Here is a 23606-nt window from a genome sequence, read left to right as displayed (position 1 = left end):
GGCTCAGACATCCTCCTGCGGGCGCGCCAGCCGCCGACCCAGGCCAAGGCGCCAGCGTGCCGGCAGCATGCCTGACAGCTTCAGCGCCAGAACGAAGGCAAACGGGAAGGCGATCTCCAGAGGGCGGGAATCCAGCCGCGCGACGATATGTTCGGCGGCGCGCCGGGCTGGCCACAGCATCGGCATCGGAAAGTCATTGCGCCGAGTCAGCGGTGTGTCGACGAACCCAGGGCTGACCAGGGTGAGGTCGATACCCTCCTCCGCCAGATCGATCCGCAACGACTCCACCAGGTACCGCAAGCCCGCCTTGGAGGCACCGTAGGCACCGGCGCGCGGCAGGGCCAGCCAGGTCACCGCACTGCCGATGACCACCAGATGCGGGCGCTGGCCGTTGCGAAGCAAAGGCAACGCGGCCTCGATGCAATTCGCCGTCCCGACGAGATTGGTCGTGACAACGCGCTGCACCACGGCGGCGCTGAAGAGTCCAGGCTCCAGGTATTCGCAGGTTCCGGCATTGAAGATGACGCGATCCAGACCGCCCCACGCCTGCTCGATGGAGCGGGCTGCCGCGCAGACCTGGTCCGCGTCTGCGATATCCGCGGCGACTCTCAGCACCTGCCCCGGATAGCGCTGCGCCAGGGCCTCGAGCGATTCCACCCGACGCGCCGTCACCGCCAGATGGTGACCGTCCGCGAGCAACCGATCAGCCACGGCAGCGCCCATGCCGCTGCTGGCCCCGGTCAGCCAGACGCGGCTCATGCCAGCCTCCGCTTGAGCCAGCCGATGACGCTGCCCAATACCGGCAGATGTTCGTAAAGCAGCGCTCCAGCGTCGAAATAGTCCCGGTGGTAATCGACCCGCGCGCTCCATCGCAGGGCGCTGCAACCATCGAGTGAGATCAGTCGGCCGCCGGCCAGCCTCGCGTGGCGAAAGTGCAAAGTCCAGCGCAGGTATCCGTTGCCCTGCGCGACCTGGTCAAAACCATGGCAGTCGTAGCGCAGCTCACGAACATTGACGTAAAGCGACTCGTAGTAGCGCCGAAGCTCGGCGAGCCCTTGCACCTGGTGCAGCGGGTCCTGGAAGTGCACATCCTGGCCATAGAGCTCATCCAGCCGGTGCAGGTTCGAGGCATCGAGGGTGGCGAAACGTTCGGCGAAGGACTGCAGGAACGAAGACATGGGAGGCTCCGACAATTTCTGTACAAACATAAGATTCTGTACAGGTATAGTCGAAGCCTACGGGAAAAATTGTACAAATCAAGAAAAATTGTACAGCTATTGGGGTGAGGAATTGCTCCTTCCCGGATCGGCGAGAGCCAATTGACGCTTGAGCTCAGCCACCTCCGCCTCCAGTTGTCTGACTCGCTCCAGCGCCGCCATCTCGGTACTGACATCGCGCTGGATGCCGATGAAATAGGTCAGGTGATCCGCCTCGTTGCGCACCGGCGTGATGGAGAGTTCGTTCCAGAACGGCGTGCCATCCTTGCGGAAGTTGCGCAGCACCTCGCGGCAGGGCTGGCCGCTGCGTATGGCTTCGCGGATGGCCGCCAGCCCTGGTTGCTGACGCTCGGCGCCCTGGAGGAACCGGCAATCGCGGTAGAGAATGTCATCCACGGCATAGCCGGTCAGGCGCTCGAAGGCGCGATTGGCGTAGATCAGGATGCTGTCATCGCCCTCCTGCTCGGCCACCACGACACCGTCGTTGGAGGCTTCGACCATCAATTGCAGCAGCTTGGCGTTGATCATGGCGGCGTTCCCGTCCGGTTTGGAATCATCCGCCTAGGGTAGTCGGCGCGCTTCGCGATGCCCAGCGCGGCCATGAGCGCCGGCGCTGGTTTACAATCTGCGCATCTTCGCCTCCCCTGGCCGCGCCATGAACGACATTCTCGACTCCGACCTGCTGCCCATGCGTGAGATCGTGCGCCTCACCGGCGTCAATCCGGTGACCCTGCGCGCCTGGGAGCGACGCTACGGCCTGGTGAATCCGATACGCACCGAGGGAGGCCACCGCCTTTATACTCGCAGCGATCTGCAGACCATCCAGGACATCCTGCTCTGGTCCGGCCGGGGTATGGCGGTCGGCAAGATCGGCGAACTCCTCGCCAAATCCAAGCATCAGGAACCGGAGCAGGCCGGCGACGAACTGCAGCAATGGCGCGAAGCGTTCGAGCGGGCCAGCGCGGCATACGACTTGGACGCACTCGATCATCTCTACGGCCAGGCCTACAGCCTCTATCCGCTCCTCACCCTGCTGGAGGATATCCTCCTGCCACTGTGGCGCTCCCTCCTGACCCTCAATGCCTTTGGCGCGCGCAGCCAGTGGCTGTTTCTCGATGCCTTCCTGCGCGCCCGCGTCCTCATGCGCCTGCAGATGAGCCGTCCCAGCGAAGCCTGTGTCCTGCTCTCGGACGCCACGGGAAACCTTCGGGAGTTCGAGTTGCTGGCAACGGGACTTCTGCTCAGCGACGATGGAGTCCAGGTTCGAACCCTTTCACCGGGCGCGCCACTGGAGGAATTGCCACTGCTCTGCCAAGCGATGCAACCGGCTGCCCTGGTGCTTTTGGCCCATGTCGCGCTAACCAGCGAAGGGCTCAAACGCCTGGAGCGCCTGCAACTGGCTATCGACTGCCCGCTGGCAGTGACCGGCGAGGCGGCGCAGGACTTAGCGAGCGCGTTGCGCGACATCCCGCTCGCCGATCTCGGCAACAGCCCGGCCAGTGCTCGGCAGCGCCTGCGCGCTTTAGTGCAGGGAAAATTGCAGCTCTGAGTCACTACTCAGGAAACCAGTTCCGTCTAAGCGCCCATATATCGGTGCGTACTTCGAATCCGGTTTGAAATTGGGATCTCCAAGCCCAGGGGGCGCAGCGTCGTCGCTGGAGCCAACTTGATGGGTTTTGCCCCCAACAGGGGACAGATTTATTTCCTCCAGTCTAAACGGCAGCTTTGGGTCGTTTGCCGCCGTCGCGGCTCAAGTGAAAGGCCTCACCCGCCACTCATCGGGCCGCTGGCATTCCACTTCGCCGAACCGATTGCGGCGTCTGCCCGATGGTGCGCAGGAATGCGCGCCGCATCCGCTCGCGGTCGACGAAGCCCGTCTCCCTGGCAATGACTTCGACGGGATGCCCGCTGTCTTCAAGCAGCATTCGCGCCGCCTCGACCCGCAGGTGCTCCACCGCCTTGGCCGGCGACTGGCCGGTCTCCGCGCTGAATGCCCGGCTGAACTGGCGCGGACTCAGGTGGGAGACTTCCGCCAGCTCCTCCACGCTAAGGGTGTTCCTCAGGTTGCGCCGGGCGTAGTCCAGCGCCTGCTGGATGCGATCGGACTTCGGTTCGAGCTCCAGCAGCACCGAGAACTGCGACTGGCCGCCCGCACGGCGGTGATAGACCACCAGCTTGCGGGCGACGGTGCGGGCCGTTTCGAGGCCGTGGTCCTTCTCGATCATGGCCAGCGCCAGGTCGATGCTGGCGGTCATGCCGGCGGAGGTCCACACCGGGCCGTCGATGATGTAGATCCGGTCGGACTCGACTTTCACGCCGGGAAACCGCTCCTGCAGTTCCTTCGCGTAGAGCCAGTGCGTCGTTGCCCGCCGGCCATCGAGCACTCCGCTTTCGGCCAGGACGAAGGCCCCGACGCAAGGTGCGGCGACTCTTCGTGCCGACTCCATCGACTGCCGCACGAAGCTGGCGAGCCCCGGAGAGACCGGCAGGATGCGGGTACCGGAGCCGAACATCACGGTATCGAAGGTGCGGCCGCCGAAGGCTTCGGTTTCAACGCGGAAGCCCGCCGAGGAAGGCACCAGCCCGCCCTCCTCCGACAGCAACATGACGTCATAGGCCGGTTTGCCAAGGGTCAGGTTGGCGATCTCGAACGCGGTGATGGCCGTGAGCCCCATGACCTGGAAGCCAGGGAAGATGACGAAACCGATGCTGTGCATAGGGAATTCACCATGTCCTGAAAAGTGTCTTATATGTCATTCAGGACAACCCAACAAGCAATAGGATGTTTTCCAGACAGGGAGCACAACCACCCCTCCCACTGGAGACAGCCATGACGAAGAAACTGGGTACCGCACTCATTACCGGCGCTTCCTCCGGCATCGGCGCGATCTACGCCGACCGCCTCAGCCGCCGCGGTTACGACCTGATTCTGGTAGCCCGCAACGCGACATTGCTCAATGCCCTGGCCAGGCGCCTGACCGACGAGACGGGACGCTCCGTCGAGGTCGTGGTTGCCGACCTGGGCGACAAGGCGGACCTGGCGCGAGTGGAGGAGATCCTGCGGACGGATGCCAGCATCACCCTGCTGGTCAACAACGCCGGCATCGGCGCCACCCGCCCGCTGCTCGAATCGAACATCGACAAACTGGACGACCTGATCACCCTCAACGTGAACGCCGTGACCCGCCTGACCTACGCGACCATTCCGGGCTTCGTCGCACGCGGCGGCGGCACCCTGATCAATATCGCCTCCATCGTTGCCATCGCCCCGGAAGTCCTGAATGGCGTCTACGGCGCCTCCAAGGCCTTCGTACTCGCGCTCAGCCAGTCGCTGCACAGCGAGCTCAAGGACCACAACGTGCGGGTCCAGGTGGTCCTTCCCGGTGCGACGGCCACCGATTTCTGGGCGGCTTCCGGCAAACCCGTGGAGCAGTTGCCCAGCGCCATCGTCATGAAGGCGGAAGACATGGTGGACGCGGCGCTGGTCGGGCTCGACCTGGGCGAGTTCGCCACCATCCCGGCGCTGCCGGATATCGCCGACCTGGCAGCCTATGAAGCCGCGCGGCAGAAGCTGATGCCGAACCTGTCGTCGAGCGTTCCGGCGAGCCGCTATACGGCCTAAGCCCGCAACAGACGCGGGGCTGCCGCTGGCGGTTGGCCCCGTGCCGGAGCTGGGAACGTAGCGGGCTGGCACGTGCTTAGCCGGGTTGCGGGATGGAAAGCCGCCACGGCGATCCATCCCCTCTCCTTATCACGTCAGGCTGCGTCGGACACCTGCTGGCCCATCAGCTGCTTGCCCAGCGGGGTCTTGCCGGAGCCGTCCGCGGCCAGGGTCTGCTGAGCCGGCGCCGCCGGGTTCTGCTGCATGCCCAGGGGAGTTCGGCTGAAGCCCTCTTCGGCCAGTTGCGGTGCTTCAGTCTTGCCGGCCAGGGGGGCCAGCTGGAAGCAGAGGTTGCCGCCCGGGCAACCTTTCTCGGCAGCATTCACATGGACGGCGGCACCGGCAAGAACAAAGGCGATGGCGGTCAGGCAGGTTTTCAGCTGTTTCATGGCATTGATCCTCGAGCGTAAAAGGGGAATCGGGACAGGATCGAAGGCACTCCAGGAGTTGTGCTCCGTGGCGTACGACGATGTCCTGATGGGGCCTATTGAAGGCCGTCGAGGTATCTCCAGGGTGTCGAAAAGAGCTGTTGCCATGTCCCCGGATGTCAGAGCCGCCCACGGACACAATGGAATACAAAGCGGTGCCGGAGAGATATCGACGCGATGCTCAACGGATTACCTTGCACTGAATAGCTGGCCTGCACTCCAGCTACACGCCCCCTGATCTCGCGGGAGAACACCATGCACATCGCTATCCTGACCCTCGACGGATTCAACGAACTGGATTCGCTGATTACCTTCAACCTGCTCAATCGCGTGAAGCGCCCGGACTGGCACGTATCGATCGCGAGCCCGGAGAAAACGGTGCGCTCGATGAATGGGCTGGTGCTGGAGGCGCAATCCTCCCTGGAGGACGCGTGTCAGGCGGACGCCGTGCTGATCGGCAGTGGAATCCGAACCCGAGACCTGGTCGCGACCCCGGAGTTGATGTCGCGGCTGCGGTTCGACCCTGCGCGTCAACTGCTGGGGGCACAGTGCTCGGGAACGCTCATCCTGGCCAAGCTCGGGCAGTTGGACGGCGTTCCCGCCTGCACGGACCTGGTCACCAAGCCCTGGGTGGAGGAAGCGGGCATCGCGGTCATCGACCGGCCATTCACCGCGAAGGGAAATGTGGCGACGGCGGGTGGCTGCCTCTCCTCCCAATACCTGGCGGCCTGGTTCATTGCCCGTCTGGCGGATGTGGAGGTTGCCAGAAGCGTGCTGTTCCATGCCGCGCCAGTGGGTGAGAAGGAGCTGTATGTCAGCCGCGCGCTGGAGAACATTGCACCCTTTGTCTAGAAGACGGGGCACCATAAAAACGAAATGCTATCATTTACTTACGATTCGTATTTACGAATAATTACTATTTGTAAATTTCACAAAAACAACGAGTCGTACCCCATGGCAAAAAAGTCTGTTGCCCCGGCATCCCTCTCGATGCTGGGTCTGCTGGTCTTCCCCACCGCTTACGCTGAATCCCAGGACACCCTGGCCCTCCCGGCGACCTCCGTCACCAGCGCCTACGATCAGGAAAGCTACAACCCCGGCGATAGCAAAAGTGCGTTGAAGATCGACGCGCCCCTGCGCGACATCCCCCAGACCGTCAACGTCGTGCCGGAAAGCGTGATCAAAGACCAGGGCGCCCGGTCCATGGAAGACGTGCTGAAGAACGTCCCCGGCGTCGGCTTCTCCAATGGCGACGGGCAACGCGACCAGGTCACCATCCGCGGCTTCAGCGCGATCGGCGACATGTACATCGACGGCATCCGGGACGATGCCCTGTATTTCCGCGACCTATCCAACATCGAGCGCGTCGAGGTCATCAAGGGCCCCGCCGCCGTGCTCTATGGCCGTGGCTCGTCCGGCGGCCTGATCAACAGCATCTCCAAGACCCCGGGCTTCGCGCCCAAGCACGAGATCGGCATGAGCGTCGGCAGCGAGGGCGAGCGTCGCACGCAGTTCGATACCGGCTGGGCCGACCCGCAGACCAACCAGGCCTATCGCGTCACGGGCGCCTTCGAGGACAGCGACACCTATCGCGACGATGGCTACATCGACCGCAAGGCGCTCGCGCCCTCGGCCTACTTCCGGCTCTCCGACGACCTGGAACTGAACCTCGGCGCCAGCTACCTGTATGACAAGCGGCTGATCGACTTCGGCATCCCCGCCCTGGGCGACCGCCCGGTGGATGTCGACCGCGACAAGCGCTTCGGCTCCGGCGATCCGGACCAGGACTACGCCCGCAGCGAAGTGTTCTCGCTCACCTCCGGGCTGAACTACCAGATCAACGACGACCTCAGCCTGGTCAACACCACCCGCTTCTACCGCTACGACCTGGACCGCAACAACACCCTGGCCGACAGCAGCCCGACCCGTTTCGTCACCGCGCCGGACGGCGAACTGCTGGTAAAGCTCAATCGCGGCAACGTGGCGCGTGACGAGTACGGCGTGTTCAACCAGACCGAGCTGAAGCAGCGCGAAGCACTGGCAGGCATGGAGCACAACCTGCTGTACGGCGTCGAAGTGGGCTACCAGGACAAGCACCAGCGCGTGTTCAGCCAGAACAACGTGGCCCAGGTCCCGGTATTCGGCGATGGCCTGGTTCCGGTCCCGGAACACGCCGCCAACCTGACGTCCAAGGGCTCCAACTCGCAGAACACCACTGGCCTCTACGTGCAGGACCTGATCACGCTGAATGACCAGTGGAAGGCATTGCTGGGCGTGCGCTACGACATCTTCGGCCAGGAATATGACGACGAGCGCGTGCAGAACGTCGACCTCGACCGCACCGACAAGACCTGGAGCCCGCGCGCCGGCCTGGTCTACCAGCCGAACCCGATCCAGTCCTACTACGTGTCCGTCAGCCGCAGCTATCAGCCCTCCGGCGAAGTGTTCGCGGTCAGCCCGGCGAACGAGAACCTCGAACCCGAGGAAACCACCAACTACGAGATCGGCACCAAGTGGGACCTGCTGGACAATCGCCTGTCGATCACCGCGGCGATCTTCCGTCTGGAACGCACCAACATGAAGACTGCCGACCCGGCGAACCCGAACCTGACCATCCTGGCCGGCGAACAACGCACCGACGGTTTCGAAGCCACGATCAGCGGGCAATTGGCGGACAACTGGCAGGTCTATGCCGGTTATGCCTACCTCGACGCGGAAATCACCAAGTCCAACAGCAAGACCAACGGCGTTCCCAACGAAGGCCAGGTGCCGTCGCTCACACCGCGCAACAGCGCCAACCTCTGGCTGGTGCGGACGCTCGACCCGCAATGGCGCGTCGCCGCCGGAGCCAACTACGTCGACGACCGCTACACCTCGCTGGACAACAACGTGGTGATGCCCAGCTACACCACCTTCGATACCGCCCTGTTCTACAGCGTGCCGCACTGGGACATGGCGCTGCGCCTGAAGAACGTCTTCGACCGTGACTACTACGTCTCCGCGCACGGCTCGGTGGACCTGATCACCCCCGGCGCCCCCCGGACCCTCGAAGCCAGCCTGAACTACCGCTTCTAGTCCACCCTGGGTGCCGCTACGTTTGCACAGTGCAGCGGCGCCCTGCTCCCACCCACTCTCGCAACCGGGCATCGGTGCGAACACAGCACCCCGCCATGCCGTCCGCTACATTGTCCTGATCTCGACACGGCTCGCCGTAGAAGCACTGACGCGCGAGCCGTCCCATCAGTGAACATGACCGAACGCCGGCGCCCATCGACCAGCCGCCAGCGTCCAGACGGAGGCAAACCATGACACGGGTTCGCGTTGAAGGCTTCACCGTCTCGCTCGACGGGTACGGTGCCGGCCCTGATCAGGACATCGACAATCCACTGGGTATCGGCGGGACGGAACTGCACCAGTGGCTGGTCCCGACACGCACCTTCCAGCGGGCCCTGTTCGGCAACGACGACGGCACCACCGGCGTCGACGACGACTTCGCCGCCCGAGGCTTCCACAACGTCGGCGCCTGGATTCTCGGACGCAACATGTTCGGCCCCATTCGCGGGGAATGGGCGGACACCGACTGGAAAGGCTGGTGGGGCGACAACCCGCCCTATCACGTTCCGGTCTTCGTCCTGACCCACTACCCGCGCCCTCCCATCGAGATGGAAGGCGGCACCACCTTCCACTTCATCACCGGGGGCATTCGCGAGGCGCTCGACCGTGCGCGCAAGGCCGCCGGCGAAAAGGACGTACGCATCGGCGGCGGGGCGGAAACGATCCGGCAGTACCTGCGCGAGGGCCTCATCGACGAACTGCACATGGCCATCTCGCCGGTGCTGCTCGGCCGGGGCGAGTCGCTGCTCGAAGGGCTCGATTTACGGGCGCTGGGCTATGAATGCGTTGAATTCGTCGCCTCGCAGAAGGCCACGCACGTCGTCCTGCGGCGCACGGCCGGCTAGACCGGCTGCGCGTCTGCCCTGTTGCGCGGCAGGTGCAGGATGAAACAGGTGCCGCGCCTACTTACCGTCCAGCCAAAGCCATAATATAGTAGAGATATCAACCAAATCAGTTGAATACTCTACATGAACACTTGGCTCCTCCTGGTGCTCGGTCTCCCCACTGCCAACGCAACCGAGCGCATGCGCGCCTGGCGAGCACTCAAGGCCTGCGGCTCGGCAGTGCTTCGCGACGGCGTCTACCTGCTGCCCGACCACGCCGCCGGGCGCGAAGCCCTCGAAGCCATCGAGCGCGAGGTGCTCGCCATCAATGGCACGGCCTATCTGGTTTCGATCCGCGAGCCCGAGGAGCGCTTCATGGCGCTGTTCGACCGCGGCGAGGAGTACGCCCGGCTGCGCGAGGACATCGCCAACTGCCTGGGCGAACTGACAGGTGAAAACGCCCTGCAAACGGCGCGGCACGTCCGCAAGTTGCGCAAGGCGTTCGGCCAACTGGCGGCCATCGACTTTTTCCCCGGTGAAGCCAGGCAGCTCACCGAGTCGGCCCTGCAGGCGCTGGAGACCGCCATCAGCCGCGCCCTCTCCGCGGACGAGCCTAGCAGCCATGAAGACCCCATCGCGCCGCTGGCTCGCGCAGACTTCCAGGGCCGCCGCTGGGCCACGCGCAAGCGTCCCTGGGTCGACCGCCTCGCCAGCGCCTGGCTGATTCGACGCTTCATCGATCCCACGGCAGAAATCCTCTGGCTCGATGCTCCTCACGACTGCCCGGCCGACGCGCTGGGCTTCGACTTCGACGGCGCCGCCTTCAGCCATGTCGGGCAGCGCGTCACCTTCGAGACCCTGCTGGCCAGCTTCCAGCTGGAAAGCCCGGCCCTGCTGCGCATCGCCGCCGTCGTGCACTACCTGGATGTCGGTGGCAACCAGCCGCCGGAAGCCTCGGGGATCGAGCGCGTCCTGGCCGGCCTGCGCGACAGCATCGTCGATGACGATCAACTGCTGCAGGCAGCCGGCAGCCTCTTCAACGGCCTTTTGACCGCCTTCGCCAACGACGAGAAAAACCATGACTGACTCCACCGTACCCACCGCCGGGAAGGCGCCCGAGGCCGTGGCCGCCATCGGCCTGTTCGAGGCCTTCCTGTTCTGGCTGAAGCTGGGCTTCATCAGCTTCGGCGGCCCGGCGGGACAGATCGCGATCATGCACCAGGAGCTGGTGGAGCGCCGCCGCTGGATCAGCGAGCGACGTTTCCTCCACGCCCTGAACTACTGCATGGTGCTGCCGGGGCCGGAGGCCCAGCAGCTCGCCACCTACATCGGCTGGCTGATGCACCGGACCTGGGGCGGCGTGATCGCCGGGGGTCTGTTCGTGCTGCCGTCGCTGTTCATCCTGATCGGCCTGTCGTGGATCTACATCGCCTTCGGCGAGGTGCCGGTGGTGGCGGGCATCTTCTACGGCATCAAGCCTGCGGTGACTGCCATCGTCGTCCATGCGGCCCACCGCATCGGCTCGCGGGCGCTGAAGAACGCCTGGCTGTGGGCCATCGCGGCGGCCTCCTTCGTCGCCATCTTCGCCCTCAACGTGCCCTTCCCGGTCATCGTGCTGGCAGCGGCGGTCCTGGGTTACTTCGGCGGGCGGCTGCTGCCGGACAAGTTCGTCATCGGCGGCGGCCACGGGGCGGCGAAGACCAGCTACGGCCCCGCGCTGATCGACGACCACACCCCCACGCCCGAGCATGCGCGCTTCCGCTGGTCCCACCTGCTGCGCCTGGCGCTGGTCGGCGCCGCGCTGTGGCTGCTGCCCATGGGGCTGCTCGCGGCCTCATTCGGCTGGAACGGAACACTGACACAGATGGGCTGGTTCTTCACCAAGGCCGCCCTGCTCACCTTCGGCGGCGCCTATGCGGTGCTGCCCTATGTCTACCAGGGTGCGGTCGGTCATTACGGCTGGCTGTCGCCCACGCAGATGATCGACGGCCTGGCCCTGGGCGAAACCACGCCGGGGCCGCTGATCATGGTGGTGGCCTTCGTCGGCTTCGTCGGCGGCTACCTGCACCCGATGTTCGGCGCGGACCATCCCTTCCTCGCCGGCGCCATCGCCGCGAGCCTGGTCACCTGGTTCACCTTCCTGCCGTCCTTCCTGTTCATCCTCGCCGGCGGCCCGCTGGTGGAGTCGACACACAACGAACTGAAATTCACCGCGCCGCTGACCGGCATCACCGCCGCCGTGGTCGGTGTGATCCTCAACCTGGCGCTGTTCTTCGGCTATCACGTGCTCTGGCCGAACGGCTTCGGCGGCGGCTTCGACTGGCCCTCGGCCCTGATCGCCATCGCGGCGGCGGTGGCGCTGTTCCGCTTCAAGCGCGGCGTGATCCAGGTGCTGGTCGCCTGCGCGCTGGCGGGGCTGGCGGTGCATTTGTTGCGCGGGTGAAACCCGCCGTCCGGGCTTCAGGCGGGCGAGACGGCGGGGCTCGTCATCAGCCGGGCCAGAAGCGTCAGTCCTTGCGTCAGGTCTTCGAGGGACGGCCCCCCCAGACAAAGGCGAATGCCTGACTCCGGGTCGCTGCGGCCGACCATGACCGATTCGGGCGGCGTCACCCTGATGCCCACCGCAGCGGCCGCTGCCGCCAGGCGATCGGCAGCGGCGCGCGGCATCGGCAGCCAGAGGTGATAGGCATCCGGATGCGCAATGAGCCCGACCGCGCCGAGCAGCGAAACCGCCAGGCTCGACCGGCGGCGTGCCTCATGGCGCAGGTCCTGCGGAATGGATGCGATGACGCCGCTGGATAGCCACTCCTCCACCACGGCACAGGACAGCGGCGACGGCGCCATCGGGATGTCCTGCAGGAGTTCCTGCGCCGCGGCAGTCATTTCCGCCGGCAGCGTGAGCATACCGATCCTGAGTCCGGGGCCGATGGACTTGGACAGCCCGTTGACGTGGAAGACGCGCTCGGGAGCCAACGCAGCAAGCGTTGGCGCCACGGGTGACCCCAGGGCATAGACGCCATCCTCGATAATCCAGGCGCCCGCCCTGCGACAGACCTCGACGATCGCCTGCCGGCGCGCCACACCCATGGTTGCCGTGGTCGGGTTGTGCAGCGTCGGAGTGAGGTAGACCACTCTGTTGCCGGTGGAAGCAAGGCCTTGCAGAGCCTCCGCGAGCGCCTCCGGCAGCATCCCTTCCGCGTCGATCGCGACGCCCTGCATCCGATAGCCCTTGCGCCGCGCCAGCGCGATTGCGCCGGGATAGGTGACGCGCTCGGTGAGGATCACGCCATGGGGGCCGCAGGCGAGATCGAAAGCCAGCGCAATGGCCTGGCGGGCATTGCTGGTCAGCGCCAGATTCGCCGGGTCGACCGTGACCCCGAGTGTTTCAAGCCAGCGCGCCAGCAGGCGCCGATGCTCCAGGTGTCCGGCGGGTGGCGAGTAGAGATTGAGATGATCGGCATCGATCTGCCGCGCGACGCCGGCCAGGGTCCGTGCCAGCAGGCGTGCCGACAGCATGGCCGGCGGCACATTGGAGGAAAGATCGATCTCCCGGTCCTCATGGGCCTGGCGGATCGCCACGAACATGCCCCGGCCCTTGACGCTGCGCACCAGGCCACGCCGTTCGAGGGCTGCATAGGCCTTCGTCACCGTGCCCAGGCCAACCCCCAGCTGCCAGGCGAGATCGCGATGGGCAGGCAGGCGGTCGCCGCCCTTCAGTGATCCCTCGATGATGTCGTCGGCCAGTGCCCGTACCAGCCGCTCGGCTGCACTCGCATCGATCTCCGCCAGGCGCGGTGTCCAGGGTGATTGAAGAAGCATGTTTAGCGTCCGGAATGACTAATAGTGTCGCGTGACACTATTTAAATAGATCAAAAGTGTAACGTGCATTAGGGTGGTCTGCGACATTCACCGTTTCACCAACAGCCTCGCTGCGATGACGGGGGCAACGGAGAGCCAGATGTTCAGCCATGTGACCGTCGGCGCGCACGACCTTGAGCGGGCCGGCCGCTTCTATGACGCCACCCTCGCACCGCTCGGCCTGAAGCGCCGTGCCGTCACGCCCGATGGCGGACCGCCGGCGCTCTGCTGGGTGACGGCGACAGCCCCGCTGCCGCGTTTCTATGTCTACATCCCGCGCAATGGCGAACCCTCGACGGTGGGCAACGGCAGCATGGTGGCCTTTCTGGCTACCTCGGAAACGGCGGTGGAAGCCGCCTATGCAGCGGGTCTTGCGAATGGCGGAACGGACGAGGGCGCGCCCGGACCGCGCCCTCACTATGGCGAGGGCTATTTCGGCGCTTACCTGCGCGATCCCGACGGCAACAAGGTTCACATCGTCTATCGCGGAGACCTCACGGCATGAATGGGTCAGCGGAAGCACCGCAGGCGATCCGGAGGATGCCCCAATGACCGGCAACCCGATCGTCCTCGCCTTCGGCTCCTACTTCCTCGCCGCCGCAAGTCCCGGCCCGAGCAACATGGCAATCATGGGAACGGCCATGCGGGACGGGCGCATCCCCGCCCTAATCCTTGCCTGCGGGGTCATGACCGGTTCGCTCTGCTGGGCGGTCCTCGCCGCAACCGGCATATCCACCCTGCTGGCGGCCTATGCCGAGGCACTTGTCGTCATCAAGGTGCTTGGCGGCCTCTACCTGCTCTACCTGGCGATGCGCGCCGGCAGGTCCGCCCTGCAGCCGATCCCGGAGTTCACCGGTGTCGGCGCGGCACGAACGCCGCCGCGCTATCTGCCCCTGTACCGCCAGGGCGTCCTCATGCACATCGGCAACCCCAAGGCGATCACGTCGTGGATGTCGATCATGTCGATTGGGCTCCAGGCGGATGCCCCCAGCGGCACCCTGCCGGCGATCATCGGCGGCTGCGCTGTGCTCGGGGTCCTGATATTCGGCGGCTACGCCGTCATCTTCTCCACCGCCCGGATGATTGCCTTCTACGCCAGGCTCGGCCGCTGGCTTCAGGGACTCTTCTCGGCGCTGTTCGCCGTCGCCGGCATGAAGCTTCTGCTATCGCCGGACTGATGCAGCGGAGGCCCAGTTAGCCCCCTCACGATCTACGCCATCACCCACGCAAGGAGAGGTGCTGTGACCCATGAATTTCAAATGATCGACGTGTTCGGCGCGGAACCGCTGTCCGGCAACCCGCTGGCGGTCGTCATGGGCGCCGATGCGCTCACGACCGAGGAGATGCTGCGCCTGACGCGCTGGTTCAACCTGTCGGAGACCACCTTCCTGCTATCGCCCACGCACCCGGCGGCAGACTACAGGGTCAGGATATTCTCGCTGGACAGGGAAATGCCCTTTGCCGGACACCCGACGTTGGGCAGTTGCCATGCCTGGCTTTCCAGCGGGCGGGCGCCGATGAAAGAGACGGAAATCGTCCAGGAGTGCGGCGTCGGGCTGGTGACCATTCGCCGCGAACCGGGGCTGCTGTCCTTTGGCGCGCCAGCGCTGATGCGTTCCGGCCCTCCCTCGCCCGAAGAGTTGACCGAAGCGATTCGATTCCTGCGGATCGAACCACACGAGGTCCTCGACGCTGCCTGGGTCGACAACGGCCCCGGCTGGCTGGGAATCCGCCTGGCGTCGGCGGAGAAAGTACTCTCCCTCGATCCGCAGCGGCACTGGCCAGGCAGAATCGACATTGGCGTAGTGGGGCCGCATTCCCAGGGCGATGCCGCTTTCGAGGTTCGCGCCTTCTTCAACAATCACCTGGGCACCATCGTCGAAGACCCCGTCACGGGAAGCCTCAATGCCTCCCTGGCGCAGTGGCTGTCCTCCACCGGCGTGGCCAGGGATGCCTATATCGCCGCCCAAGGCACCCGGCTCGGTCGCAATGGGCGCATCCATGTGGCTCGCGACAGCGCCGGCCAATTCTGGATCGGCGGCAAGACCCATACCCAGGTGACGGGTCGACTTCAGGGGCTCCCGTAAGGGGCAGTCACGCCACACCGGGAACAGGGGTCCCGGCCAACGCCGGGGACCGCTTTGAAGAACGTCATCAACGCTCAAGCAAGGACTCGCACGCATGCCTTCCGCTCCGCAAAGCCCAGCTGAATCCGCTGGCTCACCCACGTCCGCCACAGACACCTTGAAAATGCTGGTGCGCTACAAGGCCTGGGCGAACGGGCTGACGTTCGACAGCGTGATGAACCTGCCCGAGGGCGAGGCGCTCCGCCCCCGACAGACGCGCTTTGGGAACATGGTGCACACGCTGAACCACGTTTACGTGGTGGACGATATCTTCCGGCATCACCTGCAAGGCAAGAGACACCACTACACCGCCCGCAACACCGAACATCCCTCGCCGCTGGGCGAGCTCTGGAATGCGGTTCAGTCGATGGACCGCTGGTACATCGATCTCGTCGACAGCTGGTCGGCCGAGGACCTGTCCAGGGTCGTGCATTTCGAGTTCGTCGGAGGGGGCCAGGGCGCCATGACACAGGAAGAAATCGTGCTGCACCTGGTCAACCACGCCACCTATCACCGCGGCTTCGTCGGCGACATGCTGTACCAGGTTTCCGTTACGCCGCCGTCGAACGATCTGCCCGTCTTCATCCGGGATCACTATCGCAAGGGCCGCTGAACCTTTGCCGCATTGGCGAGCCCGCGTAGGGCGTATAACGCTCCGCGTTATACGCCGATTGGCCATGGTTTCAGGGCGCTTCGGGCTCAACTACGGCACGGCTGACGAACGAGGTGTATCGGGTTCGCGAGCAAGCTCGCTCCTACAAAGGAGCACCGGCGCTCGGGCCCACCTGTAGGAGCGAGCTTGCTCGCGAACCGCACGGCACGATGTCCATCGCGGGAAGTCCCATTTCGCGCTGAAGCCACGCCTCGCACTCATCCCAGGATCAGATACGCCTTGCGCACCTTCTCGACGATCTCCCACTCGCCATGGGTGTTCGCGGCAAAGTAGATCGAATCCCCGGCCTTGAAGGCGATCGGTTCGCCGCCATCGGGGGTGAACACGCCACGGCCTTCGATGAAGTAGCTGTACTCGGCCTGCATGATGGCGCGGCGCAGGCGGCCGGGCGAACACTCCCAGAAGCCGCTGGAAGCATTCTGCGAAGCGAGCTCCTGATGCGCGGCGGTGCTGGCCATGGGGATCGGCTCGCCGATCGGGATGCCGGCCGGCGCAGGCGCGCTGAACAGGGCGTTGTCGAGGCGGAACAGTACGGGTGTCATGGAGGTTTCCTCAGGCTTTGTCTTCGAGTCCAGCGGGAGCGAACCGGGCCATCAGTACGTCGAACTGATTCGCCGGCTTGCCATTGAGTTCGGCGCGTTCCTTGCGGATCACGGCCTTGCGCACCATCGAGCCACCGAGGTAGCGCACCGGCTCGGGCGGGAACGGCTTGCAGCGACGTCCGACCAGGGCGCAACCGCTCCACGCGTCCTTCCGGCCCAGCGCAAGGCTGGCCAGAATGCGCCCACCCAGGCGGCTCGGACCCACGCCGTTGCCGCTCCAGCCGATGCCGTAGTGAATGTTGTCGCTGCCGGCGATCTGGCCGAACACCGGCAGGCTGTCGTAGGTGCGATCGATCGGACCGGACCAGGAATGGGTGACCAGCGCGTCGTTGAGCATCGGATAGGCGCGGCGCAGGTCGGCCTCGGTCAGGGCGATACCCTCGCGGTCCTCGCTGAATACGGGCCCCATCTTCGAGCCGTAGCTCAGCGAGCCGGTGCCCTTGCCGAACGCGATGCGCTCGTCGGGCGTGGTGCGGTAGTAGTCGACCAGCAGCTGCGAGTCGGTAATGGCTTCCGCCCCGCTCCACCCCATGCTCTCCAGGCGCGGGCCGAGCGGCTGGGTGACCACGATGGAGCTGCCCACCGGCACGAACAGCTTCGAAAGCTCAGGGATGGCGGCGGACCAGGCGTTGGTGGCCAGGACGACATTGGCCGCCTCGACCCGCCCGCTAGCGGTCACGAGAGTGACCGGGCGCCCCGGCTGGATCTCGCTGACCGGGGTGTTCTCGAAGATTTCGATGCCCGCCTCCAGCGCCACGCGGCGCATGCCCCGGACCAGGGCGGCCGGTTGCACGGTGGCGTTGCTGCGCTCCAGCACGCCGGCGATATGCACGTCCGACCCCGAGCGCCGCGCCACTTCCTCGCGGGACAGCCGCTCGAAGGGATGGAAGCCCAGGCGCTCGCAGGCCGCCAATGTAGCGTTCCAGCTGTCGACGTGGGCCTTGCAGGTCGCCGTCCAGAGCCAGCCCTTCTGGCGGAAGGACGCATCGATGCGATGGCGCTCGCAGAACTCTCCCAGCTCGCTGATCGCGCGCTCGGCGCTGGTGGCGAGGAAGGTCGCCTGCTCGGTGGAGCAGAACGAGGTGAGCGACTGGATCTTCGGCCACCAGGACATCACGAACCCGCCATTGCGCCCCGATGCGCCACCGCCGCAGATATCCCGCTCCAGCACGATGACCCGGCAATCGGGCTCGTGCTCCTTGATCGTCAGGGCCGTCCAAAGGCCGACGAACCCTCCGCCGAGGATCGCGACATCGGCCCGATGGTTGCCCGCGAGCGGGGACGGTAGTTGCAGGTCGGGCTCGGCACTGAGCATCCAGAAACTGCGTTTCAGCGGCGGCACGGCGGGAAATTTCATGGCAGGTCTCATAGCGGTTGGAGTGATCGATTGCGCTCGCCGGGCGATACGCATTCCGGCAGTCGCAGCAGTGCCGCCCAGGCGAAATCAGTCCAGCTCTCCCTGGTGGATTCGCAGGGCGCCGAGAACCCTCGCCGGCCTGACGGATGCTCCGAAGGCTAGCCACAGGCAATCTAAAAAACAACGATATTTTTTACTTTGAGAAAAATTTGAAGTTATTTTTTAACAGCGCAGATTTCTCCTATTTATCGTCCTTTTCTTCCTAGCTCGCCGCTCGCCAGGCCCCGAACAATCTGCCCCACGCCGAGTCGGTCGGCGATGACAACAAAACAGGAGGGGTCGCCTTGGACATACAGCGCAAAGGCAGGAATGCCCGCTACAGCCAGTGCGTACGTTTCAACGAATGCATCGAAACCTCGGGCATCGTCGCCCGTGATCCGGAGCTGGGCATCGCCGAGCAGACCCGCGATGTGCTGGAGCAACTGGAAGCCGTCCTTAACCTGGCCGGCGTCGACAAGAGCCGCCTCATCCGCGTGCAGATCTGGCTGGCCGACATGGCCGAGTTCGACGCCATGAACAGCGTCTACGACGCCTGGGTGGACCCGCGGCAACCGCCGGCGCGCGCCTGCGTCGGCGCGGCCCTGGCCGACAGCCGCTACCGCCTGGAAATCCAGGCCAGCGCCGTGGCCTGACCGCACGTTCCCTTAACAGCTCTGCCCCTATTAGAAGAACAACCACACCTGGAGGTGCCTGTGCTGCACGACGTCGTTTTCCTCGACCGTGACGCGTTCCCCGCGAGCGTGAAGATCAGGGAACTGCCCTTCCCGCATCGCTGGAGCTGCCACGACTACACCGCGCCCGAGGAGATGGTGGCGCGCCTGTCCACCGCCACCGTGGCCATCACCGGCGGCGTGCCGATCTCGGCGGCGCAACTGGAGCAACTGCCCGAACTGCGCATGATCTCCCTGGCCATGACCGGCACCGACGTAGTGGATCTGGAGTACTGCCGCCAGCGCGGTATCCATGTCACCAACGTCCCCGGCTACGGCACCCACGCGGTGGCCGAGCACGCGCTGGCGATGATCTTCGAGCTGCTGCGCAACGTCGGTCGCTACCACCGCCTGCTGATGGACGAGCGCCAGCGCGGCCAGCCGCTGAACCCCACCTACTTCGACTATCCCATCCGCGACCTGCGCGGCAAGGTGCTGGGCATCATCGGCCATGGCCCCATCGCCCAGCGCCTGGCCGACCTCGCCTCGCGCCTGGAGATGGAGGTGTACTTCCACGACCGCGACGGTCACTACCAGGGCGAACGCTACCTGCCCCTGCAGGCGTTGCTCAGCCGCAGCGACGTCGTCTCGCTCAACTGCCCGCTGACTCCGCAGACCCGAGGCCTGCTGGGCCGCCAGCAGTTCGAGTGGATGAAGCAGGATGCTGTGCTGGTCAACACCGCACGGGGTGCGGTGATCAACGAGCCGGACCTGATCCGGGCGCTGCAGGACGGCGAGATCGCCGGCGCCGCGCTCGACGTCGTCACCCACGAGCCGCTCACCCTCGATGAACCGCTGCTGCACCTGGCCGCGACCCACAACCTGATCCTCAACCCCCACGTTGCCTGGAGCAGCGCCGAAGCCATGCAAGGCCTGATGGATTCCGCCCTGGAGAACGTCGCGGCATTCGTCGCCCGGCAAGCCTGATCCCCCTTTTCTTACCCAGACAAGAACAACAAGAGGTAAGCCATGCAAAGCGTCGATCTATCGAATTCCCCCGCCACCCTGCACTCTCCCATCCGCCCGCTGCACATCCAGGCCGCGGTCGGTGGCGTCGGTGGCCAATTCTGCGATGGTTACGTGCTGGGCATCATCGGCATCGCCATCAGCCTGGCGACCACCCCGCTGGGGCTGGATGCCTTGTGGCTCGGCCTGCTTGGCGGAGCGGCCCTGATCGGCCTGTTCCTCGGCAGCCTGCTGACCGGCCCGCTGGCCGACCGCTACGGGCGCAAGCACATCTACCGCTGGAACATGGCGCTGTTCTTCGGCGCCTCCATCGCCCAGTTCTTCGTCCAGGACGCCCAGCAGCTGCTGATCCTGCGCCTGCTGCTCGGCTTTGCCCTGGGCTCGGACTTCGTGGTCGGCGTCTCGCTGGTGGCGGAGCTGGTGCCCCGGCGCTTCCGTGGCCCGCTGCTGGCCTTGATGGCGGTGTCCTGGACACTCGGCTTCACCCTCTCCTACATCGTCGGCTACATGATGCAGTCCTGGGGCGATGACGCCTGGCGCTGGATTCTCGCCAGCAGCGCGGTACCGTCCCTGCTGGTGCTGCTGGTACGCCAGGGCACGCCGGAGTCGCCGCTATGGCTGATGAAGCAGGGCCGCCACGGCGAAGCCCGGCGCGTCATCGAGCGCCTGGGTGGCGCTGACCTGCCGGCAGAGGAACAGGGCAAGGCCAAGGCTTCCTGGGGCCAGCTGTTCAGCCCCGAGCATCGCCGCCGCACCCTGGTCGGCATGGTCTTCTACACCTGCCAGGTGATCCCCTACTTCGCCATGAGCACCTTCATCCCGAGGATTCTCGACGCCCTGAAGATCGAAGACAGCTACACCGGCGGGCTGGTCTACAACATCTTCCTGCTGGCCGGGTCGGTGGTCGGCCTGCTGCTGATCAACCTGCTCACCCGCAGGGCCTTCCTCATCGGCACCTTCAGCATCAACGCCGTCGCGCTGTTCGTCCTGGCCACCTGGAGCGGCATGCCGGGGCTGTACGTGGTGGGCGTGTTCGCGGTGTTCGCCTTCGTCATGGCGGCCTCCGGGGTGCTCGAATTCGCCTACACCTCGGAGCTGTTCCCCACCGAACTGCGCGCTTCGGGCGTCGGCATCTCGGTGGCCGCCAGCCGCATCGGCGCGGCGTCCTGCACCTTCATCCTGCCGGTGGTGATGGAACGCTTCGGCGCCTCGGCGGCGATCGGCATCTGCGTCACGGCACTGGTCATCGGCGCGGTGGTCTGCCAGCGCTGGGCGCCGGAAACCAACCCGCGTTACGTCGGCTGAACCGCCAGCGCCAACGGCCCGCCAGTGCAGTGCGCTGGCGGGCCGTTGGCGTTTTCACTGCAGGCGTTCGGCGTCATGCCGCAGCTTGCGGAACAGGTGCGGCGTCTCGCCATAACTCTTGCGGAACTGCTGGATGAAGTGCGAGGCATCGGAGAAGCCCGTGGCATAGGCGATCTGCGTCACGTGCAGGCTGGTGTCGCTGAGCAGCTTGCGCGCCTCCTGCAAGCGCAGCTTGCGCCAGAACTGCGCCGGCGGCTGGCCGGCGTTGGCCAGGAAGGCACGGTTCAACTGCCGCTCGTTGCTGCCCAGTTGCCGGGCCAGTTCACGGATCGTGCAGTGGCTGTCGAGATGCGCGCGCATATAGTCGAGCGCCCGGTGCACCAGCGGGTCCTGATAGACATGCGCCACGCTGTTGTCGGTGCCGCGCCGGACATCCTCATCGGCCACCAGCAGGTACTCCAGGCTCTTCTGCGCGCGGCGCTTGCCGCAGTGACGGCCGATGATCTCGGCCGCCAGCTCGAAGGCGGAACCGCCGGGACAGGTGAACACGCCACTGTCCTCGATGTAGCTCTTGTCGACCACTGCCTGGGTCTCGGGGAACATCGCGGCGAATCGATCCTGCACGGTGAAATGCACCGCGCAGCGACGGCCCTTGAGAATGCCGGCCAGGCCCAGGGTGAAGTAGGAAGCGCACAGCGCCACCAGCGGCACCTTGCGCGCGTGCAGGCGGCGAATGTAGTCGAGCAGTTCGGGCGCCGGGTTCATCACCCCGGACAACAGCCCGCCGGCCAGCACCACGTAGTCGTACTCCGCCTCCAGGTCCAGGCGCCGGGTCGGCGCTATCGGCAGGCCGCAGCTCGCGCTGACCGGCTCGCCCGTCACGCTCAGCCACTCCCACTGGCAGAGAATCTGCCGGCTGTCGAAGGAACGGTCGGCGGCGAAGCGCAGCGCGTCGACGAAACCGGCCACCGGCGTCAGGGTGAATTGGTCGAAGAGGACGATAGCGACCCGCAGGTCAGGCTTGAGCACGTGCTCGAGCGACTCCTCATCGGGCACGGGGGGGCTTGGGTTCATCGGGGGTCGAGTCGGTGGGTGGGTCGGAGAGTCATCCTAGTCCCAAGCCGCACAGCAGAACAACAAGGGGCGGGAGGGAAATACCGTGCCCTCGCCCGCCCCGGTTCTCGCCGCCGGTTACTTCAGCTGGCCACCATCGAGCTGACGCTCGCGCTCGGCCAGGCCGTTGGCCAGGGTCTTGAGCTTTGTATCAGGCATGCCGCTGGGCAGCGGATCGATGCCGGCGGAGGCGAAGATCTGCCCATAGCTGTTGCGCAATTCGGCGTAGGCCAGGTCACGACGCAGGTCGGCCTGCAGGGCATTGAGTTCGCCCTGGATCAGTTCGAGTTCGCCGATCCCCTGGGCCTGCTGGCGATTGCGCAGCTGGCCGACGATCTGGTTGTCGAGGCTGGCCAACTCCTGAGTGGTGAGGAACTGGCGCCGCGCCTCGCTGTAGTTGGCGTTGGCCACATACAGCTGCGCCAGCACCGCCATGGACATGGCCTGGCGCCGCGCCGCATTGACGTCTTCGCCCGCCTTGGCCGCGTCGATTGCCGCCGGCGCGGAGAGCACGTTGAACAGGTTCCAGGTGACCTTCACGCCATAGTCGGCCCAGCGATCGTTCACCAGGAAGGAGTTGCTGTCGTAATGTCCGCCCGCGGAGAACTCCAGGCCCGGCAGCATGCGCAGCATGGCTTTCTTGGTTTCGGCGGCACTGATGCGCGCCTGGTAGTCCTGCTCGCGCAGCTCCGGACGGCTGGCCAGGGCCTGCTGTTCGAGCGAGTCGAAGTCGGCCTTGAGCTCGGGGACGTCGTAGCCCTCGGGCACTGCCAGGGTCAGATCGGTACCCAGCGGCAGGTTGATCAGGGTCGCCAGCTCCGTCTTCGCCAGGGACAACGCGCGGCGCTGCTCCTCCAGCTGCCGGCTGGCTTCGATCAGCGCGCGCTGGTAGCTCAGAGCCTGCACCGGGTCGCCGATGCGCTGCTGGCTCATCTGCTGGCTGTCCTTGCGGGCGCTGTCGACGCGCGCCATCAGGCTGTCGATCTGCCCCAGCAGGCGTTGCGCGGCGATGGCACGCCAGTAGGCCGAGCGCACGTCCTGAATGATGGTCTGCACCACCTTGCGCCGGCGCTCCTGCACGATCAGGCGCTGGTCGGCCTGTTGCTTGGCGCTGACGTAGCTGACGCCGAAGTCGAGCACGTTCCACACCATGGTCAGGTCGGCAACGTCGCGGTCGCGGTCCTGCGAGGTGGACGGTTCCAGGGACTGGGTGTTGGTCAGCACGCTCTGGCTGCTCGACGCACTGACGTTGTTGCGGCCGACGTAGCCGGCCTCCAGCGCCATGCGCGGCAGCATGTCGAAGGTGGCAAGGTCGAGCTGGCGACGCGACAGCGCCTCCTCCATCACCTTCAGGCGCGACTCCAGGTTGTACTTCACCGCACGGGCCATGGCGTCGTGCAGGGTCAGCGGGCCGCTGAGGGGCTCCTGGTCCTTGAACATCGCCTTCAGGTCATCGCGGGCGCGCTGCTCGCTGACGCTGCGCTCGATCGGCTGCGTCGTCACTGCGCAGCCGCTGACGGCGAGCGCCAGCAGGCTGACGCCGAGTAAGGTTATCTGCTTGTTCATCCCTGTCCGTCCCCTCGTTACGGATT

24 protein-coding genes are annotated in these 23606 nt (G+C 65.5%); 14 read left to right on the top strand and 10 right to left on the bottom strand.

Translation table 11 applies throughout. From position 1 onward, the window contains the following. Window positions 1–3: 3 nt before the first annotated feature. The 3 genes from ACQ5BL_RS06490 to ACQ5BL_RS06480 all read right to left on the bottom strand — a co-directional run bounded on the left by ACQ5BL_RS06490 (window position 4) and on the right by ACQ5BL_RS06480 (window position 1745). Window positions 4–759 carry an SDR family NAD(P)-dependent oxidoreductase gene (locus ACQ5BL_RS06490; protein WP_243807734.1) on the bottom strand — a complete coding sequence of 252 codons (756 nt, stop codon included), beginning with the start codon at window positions 757–759 and terminating at the stop codon, window positions 4–6. After that, window positions 756–1178, bottom strand: coding sequence for a nuclear transport factor 2 family protein (locus ACQ5BL_RS06485; RefSeq protein ID WP_243807735.1), 423 nt, complete (start codon window positions 1176–1178; stop codon window positions 756–758). Before ACQ5BL_RS06485 ends, ACQ5BL_RS06490 begins: the two co-directional genes overlap by 4 nt. A 96-nt stretch (window positions 1179–1274) precedes the next feature. Beyond that, window positions 1275–1745 (bottom strand): PAS domain-containing protein, encoded by a 471-nt coding sequence (locus tag ACQ5BL_RS06480; protein ID WP_243807736.1) that lies wholly within the window; start codon window positions 1743–1745, stop codon window positions 1275–1277. A gap of 127 nt (window positions 1746–1872) precedes the next feature. Between ACQ5BL_RS06480 and ACQ5BL_RS06475 the strand changes: the two genes are divergently transcribed. Then, window positions 1873–2766, top strand: a complete 894-nt coding sequence (locus ACQ5BL_RS06475; protein ID WP_243807738.1) for a MerR family transcriptional regulator — start codon at window positions 1873–1875, stop codon at window positions 2764–2766. 226 nt (window positions 2767–2992) lie between these two features. Here ACQ5BL_RS06475 and ACQ5BL_RS06470 read toward each other — a convergent pair whose 3' ends face one another. After that, entirely contained in the window at window positions 2993–3934 is a 942-nt protein-coding gene (locus ACQ5BL_RS06470) for a GlxA family transcriptional regulator (protein ID WP_243807740.1), read from the bottom strand. A gap of 113 nt (window positions 3935–4047) precedes the next feature. On the opposite strand from ACQ5BL_RS06470, the gene ACQ5BL_RS06465 reads away from it, so the two are divergent. Next, complete coding sequence (locus ACQ5BL_RS06465) at window positions 4048–4839, top strand: SDR family NAD(P)-dependent oxidoreductase (RefSeq protein ID WP_243807741.1); 792 nt, start codon at window positions 4048–4050, stop codon at window positions 4837–4839. 134 nt (window positions 4840–4973) lie between these two features. Here the strand turns inward: ACQ5BL_RS06465 and ACQ5BL_RS06460 are convergent, their stop codons facing one another. Then, on the bottom strand, window positions 4974–5267 hold the full coding sequence (locus ACQ5BL_RS06460; RefSeq protein ID WP_243807742.1) for a hypothetical protein: 294 nt from the start codon (window positions 5265–5267) through the stop codon (window positions 4974–4976). A 294-nt stretch (window positions 5268–5561) separates the two neighbouring features. Here ACQ5BL_RS06460 and ACQ5BL_RS06455 point away from each other — a divergent pair, with 294 nt between their 5' ends. From ACQ5BL_RS06455 to chrA, 5 genes are all read left to right on the top strand, one after another. Further along, on the top strand, window positions 5562–6158 hold the full coding sequence (locus tag ACQ5BL_RS06455; protein WP_243807743.1) for a DJ-1/PfpI family protein: 597 nt from the start codon (window positions 5562–5564) through the stop codon (window positions 6156–6158). A 102-nt stretch (window positions 6159–6260) separates the two neighbouring features. Beyond that, window positions 6261–8381: a TonB-dependent receptor gene (locus ACQ5BL_RS06450; protein WP_243807744.1), complete on the top strand. Its 2121-nt coding sequence runs from the start codon at window positions 6261–6263 to the stop codon at window positions 8379–8381. A 230-nt stretch (window positions 8382–8611) separates the two neighbouring features. Continuing rightward, window positions 8612–9265, top strand: coding sequence for a dihydrofolate reductase family protein (locus tag ACQ5BL_RS06445; protein ID WP_243807745.1), 654 nt, complete (start codon window positions 8612–8614; stop codon window positions 9263–9265). 123 nt (window positions 9266–9388) lie between these two features. Continuing rightward, window positions 9389–10330, top strand: coding sequence for a chromate resistance protein ChrB domain-containing protein (locus ACQ5BL_RS06440; RefSeq protein ID WP_243807746.1), 942 nt, complete (start codon window positions 9389–9391; stop codon window positions 10328–10330). Further along, window positions 10323–11687, top strand: a complete 1365-nt coding sequence (chrA, locus tag ACQ5BL_RS06435) for a chromate efflux transporter (RefSeq protein ID WP_243807747.1) — start codon at window positions 10323–10325, stop codon at window positions 11685–11687. The genes ACQ5BL_RS06440 and chrA overlap by 8 nt, the downstream gene beginning before the upstream one ends. Window positions 11688–11704: 17 nt before the next feature. Here chrA and ACQ5BL_RS06430 read toward each other — a convergent pair whose 3' ends face one another. Next, window positions 11705–13063 (bottom strand): PLP-dependent aminotransferase family protein, encoded by a 1359-nt coding sequence (locus tag ACQ5BL_RS06430; RefSeq protein ID WP_243807748.1) that lies wholly within the window; start codon window positions 13061–13063, stop codon window positions 11705–11707. Between the two features lie 139 nt (window positions 13064–13202). Between ACQ5BL_RS06430 and ACQ5BL_RS06425 the strand changes: the two genes are divergently transcribed. The 4 genes from ACQ5BL_RS06425 to ACQ5BL_RS06410 all read left to right on the top strand — a co-directional run bounded on the left by ACQ5BL_RS06425 (window position 13203) and on the right by ACQ5BL_RS06410 (window position 15841). Beyond that, window positions 13203–13607, top strand: a complete 405-nt coding sequence (locus ACQ5BL_RS06425; protein ID WP_243807749.1) for a VOC family protein — start codon at window positions 13203–13205, stop codon at window positions 13605–13607. Between the two features lie 43 nt (window positions 13608–13650). Further along, window positions 13651–14280 (top strand): LysE family translocator, encoded by a 630-nt coding sequence (locus ACQ5BL_RS06420; RefSeq protein WP_243807750.1) that lies wholly within the window; start codon window positions 13651–13653, stop codon window positions 14278–14280. An 81-nt stretch (window positions 14281–14361) separates the two neighbouring features. After that, window positions 14362–15189: a PhzF family phenazine biosynthesis protein gene (locus ACQ5BL_RS06415; protein WP_243807751.1), complete on the top strand. Its 828-nt coding sequence runs from the start codon at window positions 14362–14364 to the stop codon at window positions 15187–15189. 163 nt (window positions 15190–15352) lie between these two features. Continuing rightward, the gene (locus tag ACQ5BL_RS06410) at window positions 15353–15841 is read left to right on the top strand and encodes a DinB family protein (RefSeq protein ID WP_243807752.1); all 489 of its coding nucleotides are present in this window, start codon (window positions 15353–15355) and stop codon (window positions 15839–15841) included. A 257-nt stretch (window positions 15842–16098) separates the two neighbouring features. On the opposite strand, the gene ACQ5BL_RS06405 is transcribed toward ACQ5BL_RS06410, so the two are convergent. Further along, the gene (locus ACQ5BL_RS06405; protein ID WP_430292860.1) at window positions 16099–16443 is read right to left on the bottom strand and encodes a cupin domain-containing protein; all 345 of its coding nucleotides are present in this window, start codon (window positions 16441–16443) and stop codon (window positions 16099–16101) included. A gap of 10 nt (window positions 16444–16453) precedes the next feature. After that, entirely contained in the window at window positions 16454–17860 is a 1407-nt protein-coding gene (locus ACQ5BL_RS06400; protein ID WP_430292859.1) for an NAD(P)/FAD-dependent oxidoreductase, read from the bottom strand. Window positions 17861–18204: 344 nt separating this feature from the next. Here ACQ5BL_RS06400 and ACQ5BL_RS06395 point away from each other — a divergent pair, with 344 nt between their 5' ends. From ACQ5BL_RS06395 to ACQ5BL_RS06385, 3 genes are read left to right on the top strand one after another with little or no spacing between them, the layout of a single operon-like run. Beyond that, on the top strand, window positions 18205–18552 hold the full coding sequence (locus ACQ5BL_RS06395) for a RidA family protein (protein WP_243807756.1): 348 nt from the start codon (window positions 18205–18207) through the stop codon (window positions 18550–18552). Window positions 18553–18612: 60 nt separating this feature from the next. Beyond that, a complete protein-coding gene (locus ACQ5BL_RS06390) occupies window positions 18613–19557 on the top strand; it encodes an NAD(P)-dependent oxidoreductase (protein ID WP_243807757.1) in 945 nt (314 codons plus the stop codon). A gap of 42 nt (window positions 19558–19599) precedes the next feature. Further along, window positions 19600–20901 carry an MFS transporter gene (locus tag ACQ5BL_RS06385; RefSeq protein ID WP_243807758.1) on the top strand — a complete coding sequence of 434 codons (1302 nt, stop codon included), beginning with the start codon at window positions 19600–19602 and terminating at the stop codon, window positions 20899–20901. Window positions 20902–20955: 54 nt separating this feature from the next. Here the strand turns inward: ACQ5BL_RS06385 and ACQ5BL_RS06380 are convergent, their stop codons facing one another. Both ACQ5BL_RS06380 and ACQ5BL_RS06375 read right to left on the bottom strand, forming a co-directional pair. Next, window positions 20956–21975, bottom strand: a complete 1020-nt coding sequence (locus tag ACQ5BL_RS06380) for a GlxA family transcriptional regulator (RefSeq protein ID WP_243807759.1) — start codon at window positions 21973–21975, stop codon at window positions 20956–20958. Window positions 21976–22092: 117 nt separating this feature from the next. Beyond that, on the bottom strand, window positions 22093–23580 hold the full coding sequence (locus tag ACQ5BL_RS06375; protein ID WP_207886631.1) for a TolC family protein: 1488 nt from the start codon (window positions 23578–23580) through the stop codon (window positions 22093–22095). Window positions 23581–23606 lie beyond the last annotated feature (26 nt).

The sequence above is a fragment of the Pseudomonas sp. B1-22 genome (assembly GCF_050474425.1).
Classification (GTDB): domain Bacteria; phylum Pseudomonadota; class Gammaproteobacteria; order Pseudomonadales; family Pseudomonadaceae; genus Pseudomonas.
Note: the sequence above shows the minus strand (reverse complement) of the source record. Positions and strands in the feature narration are given on the sequence as shown.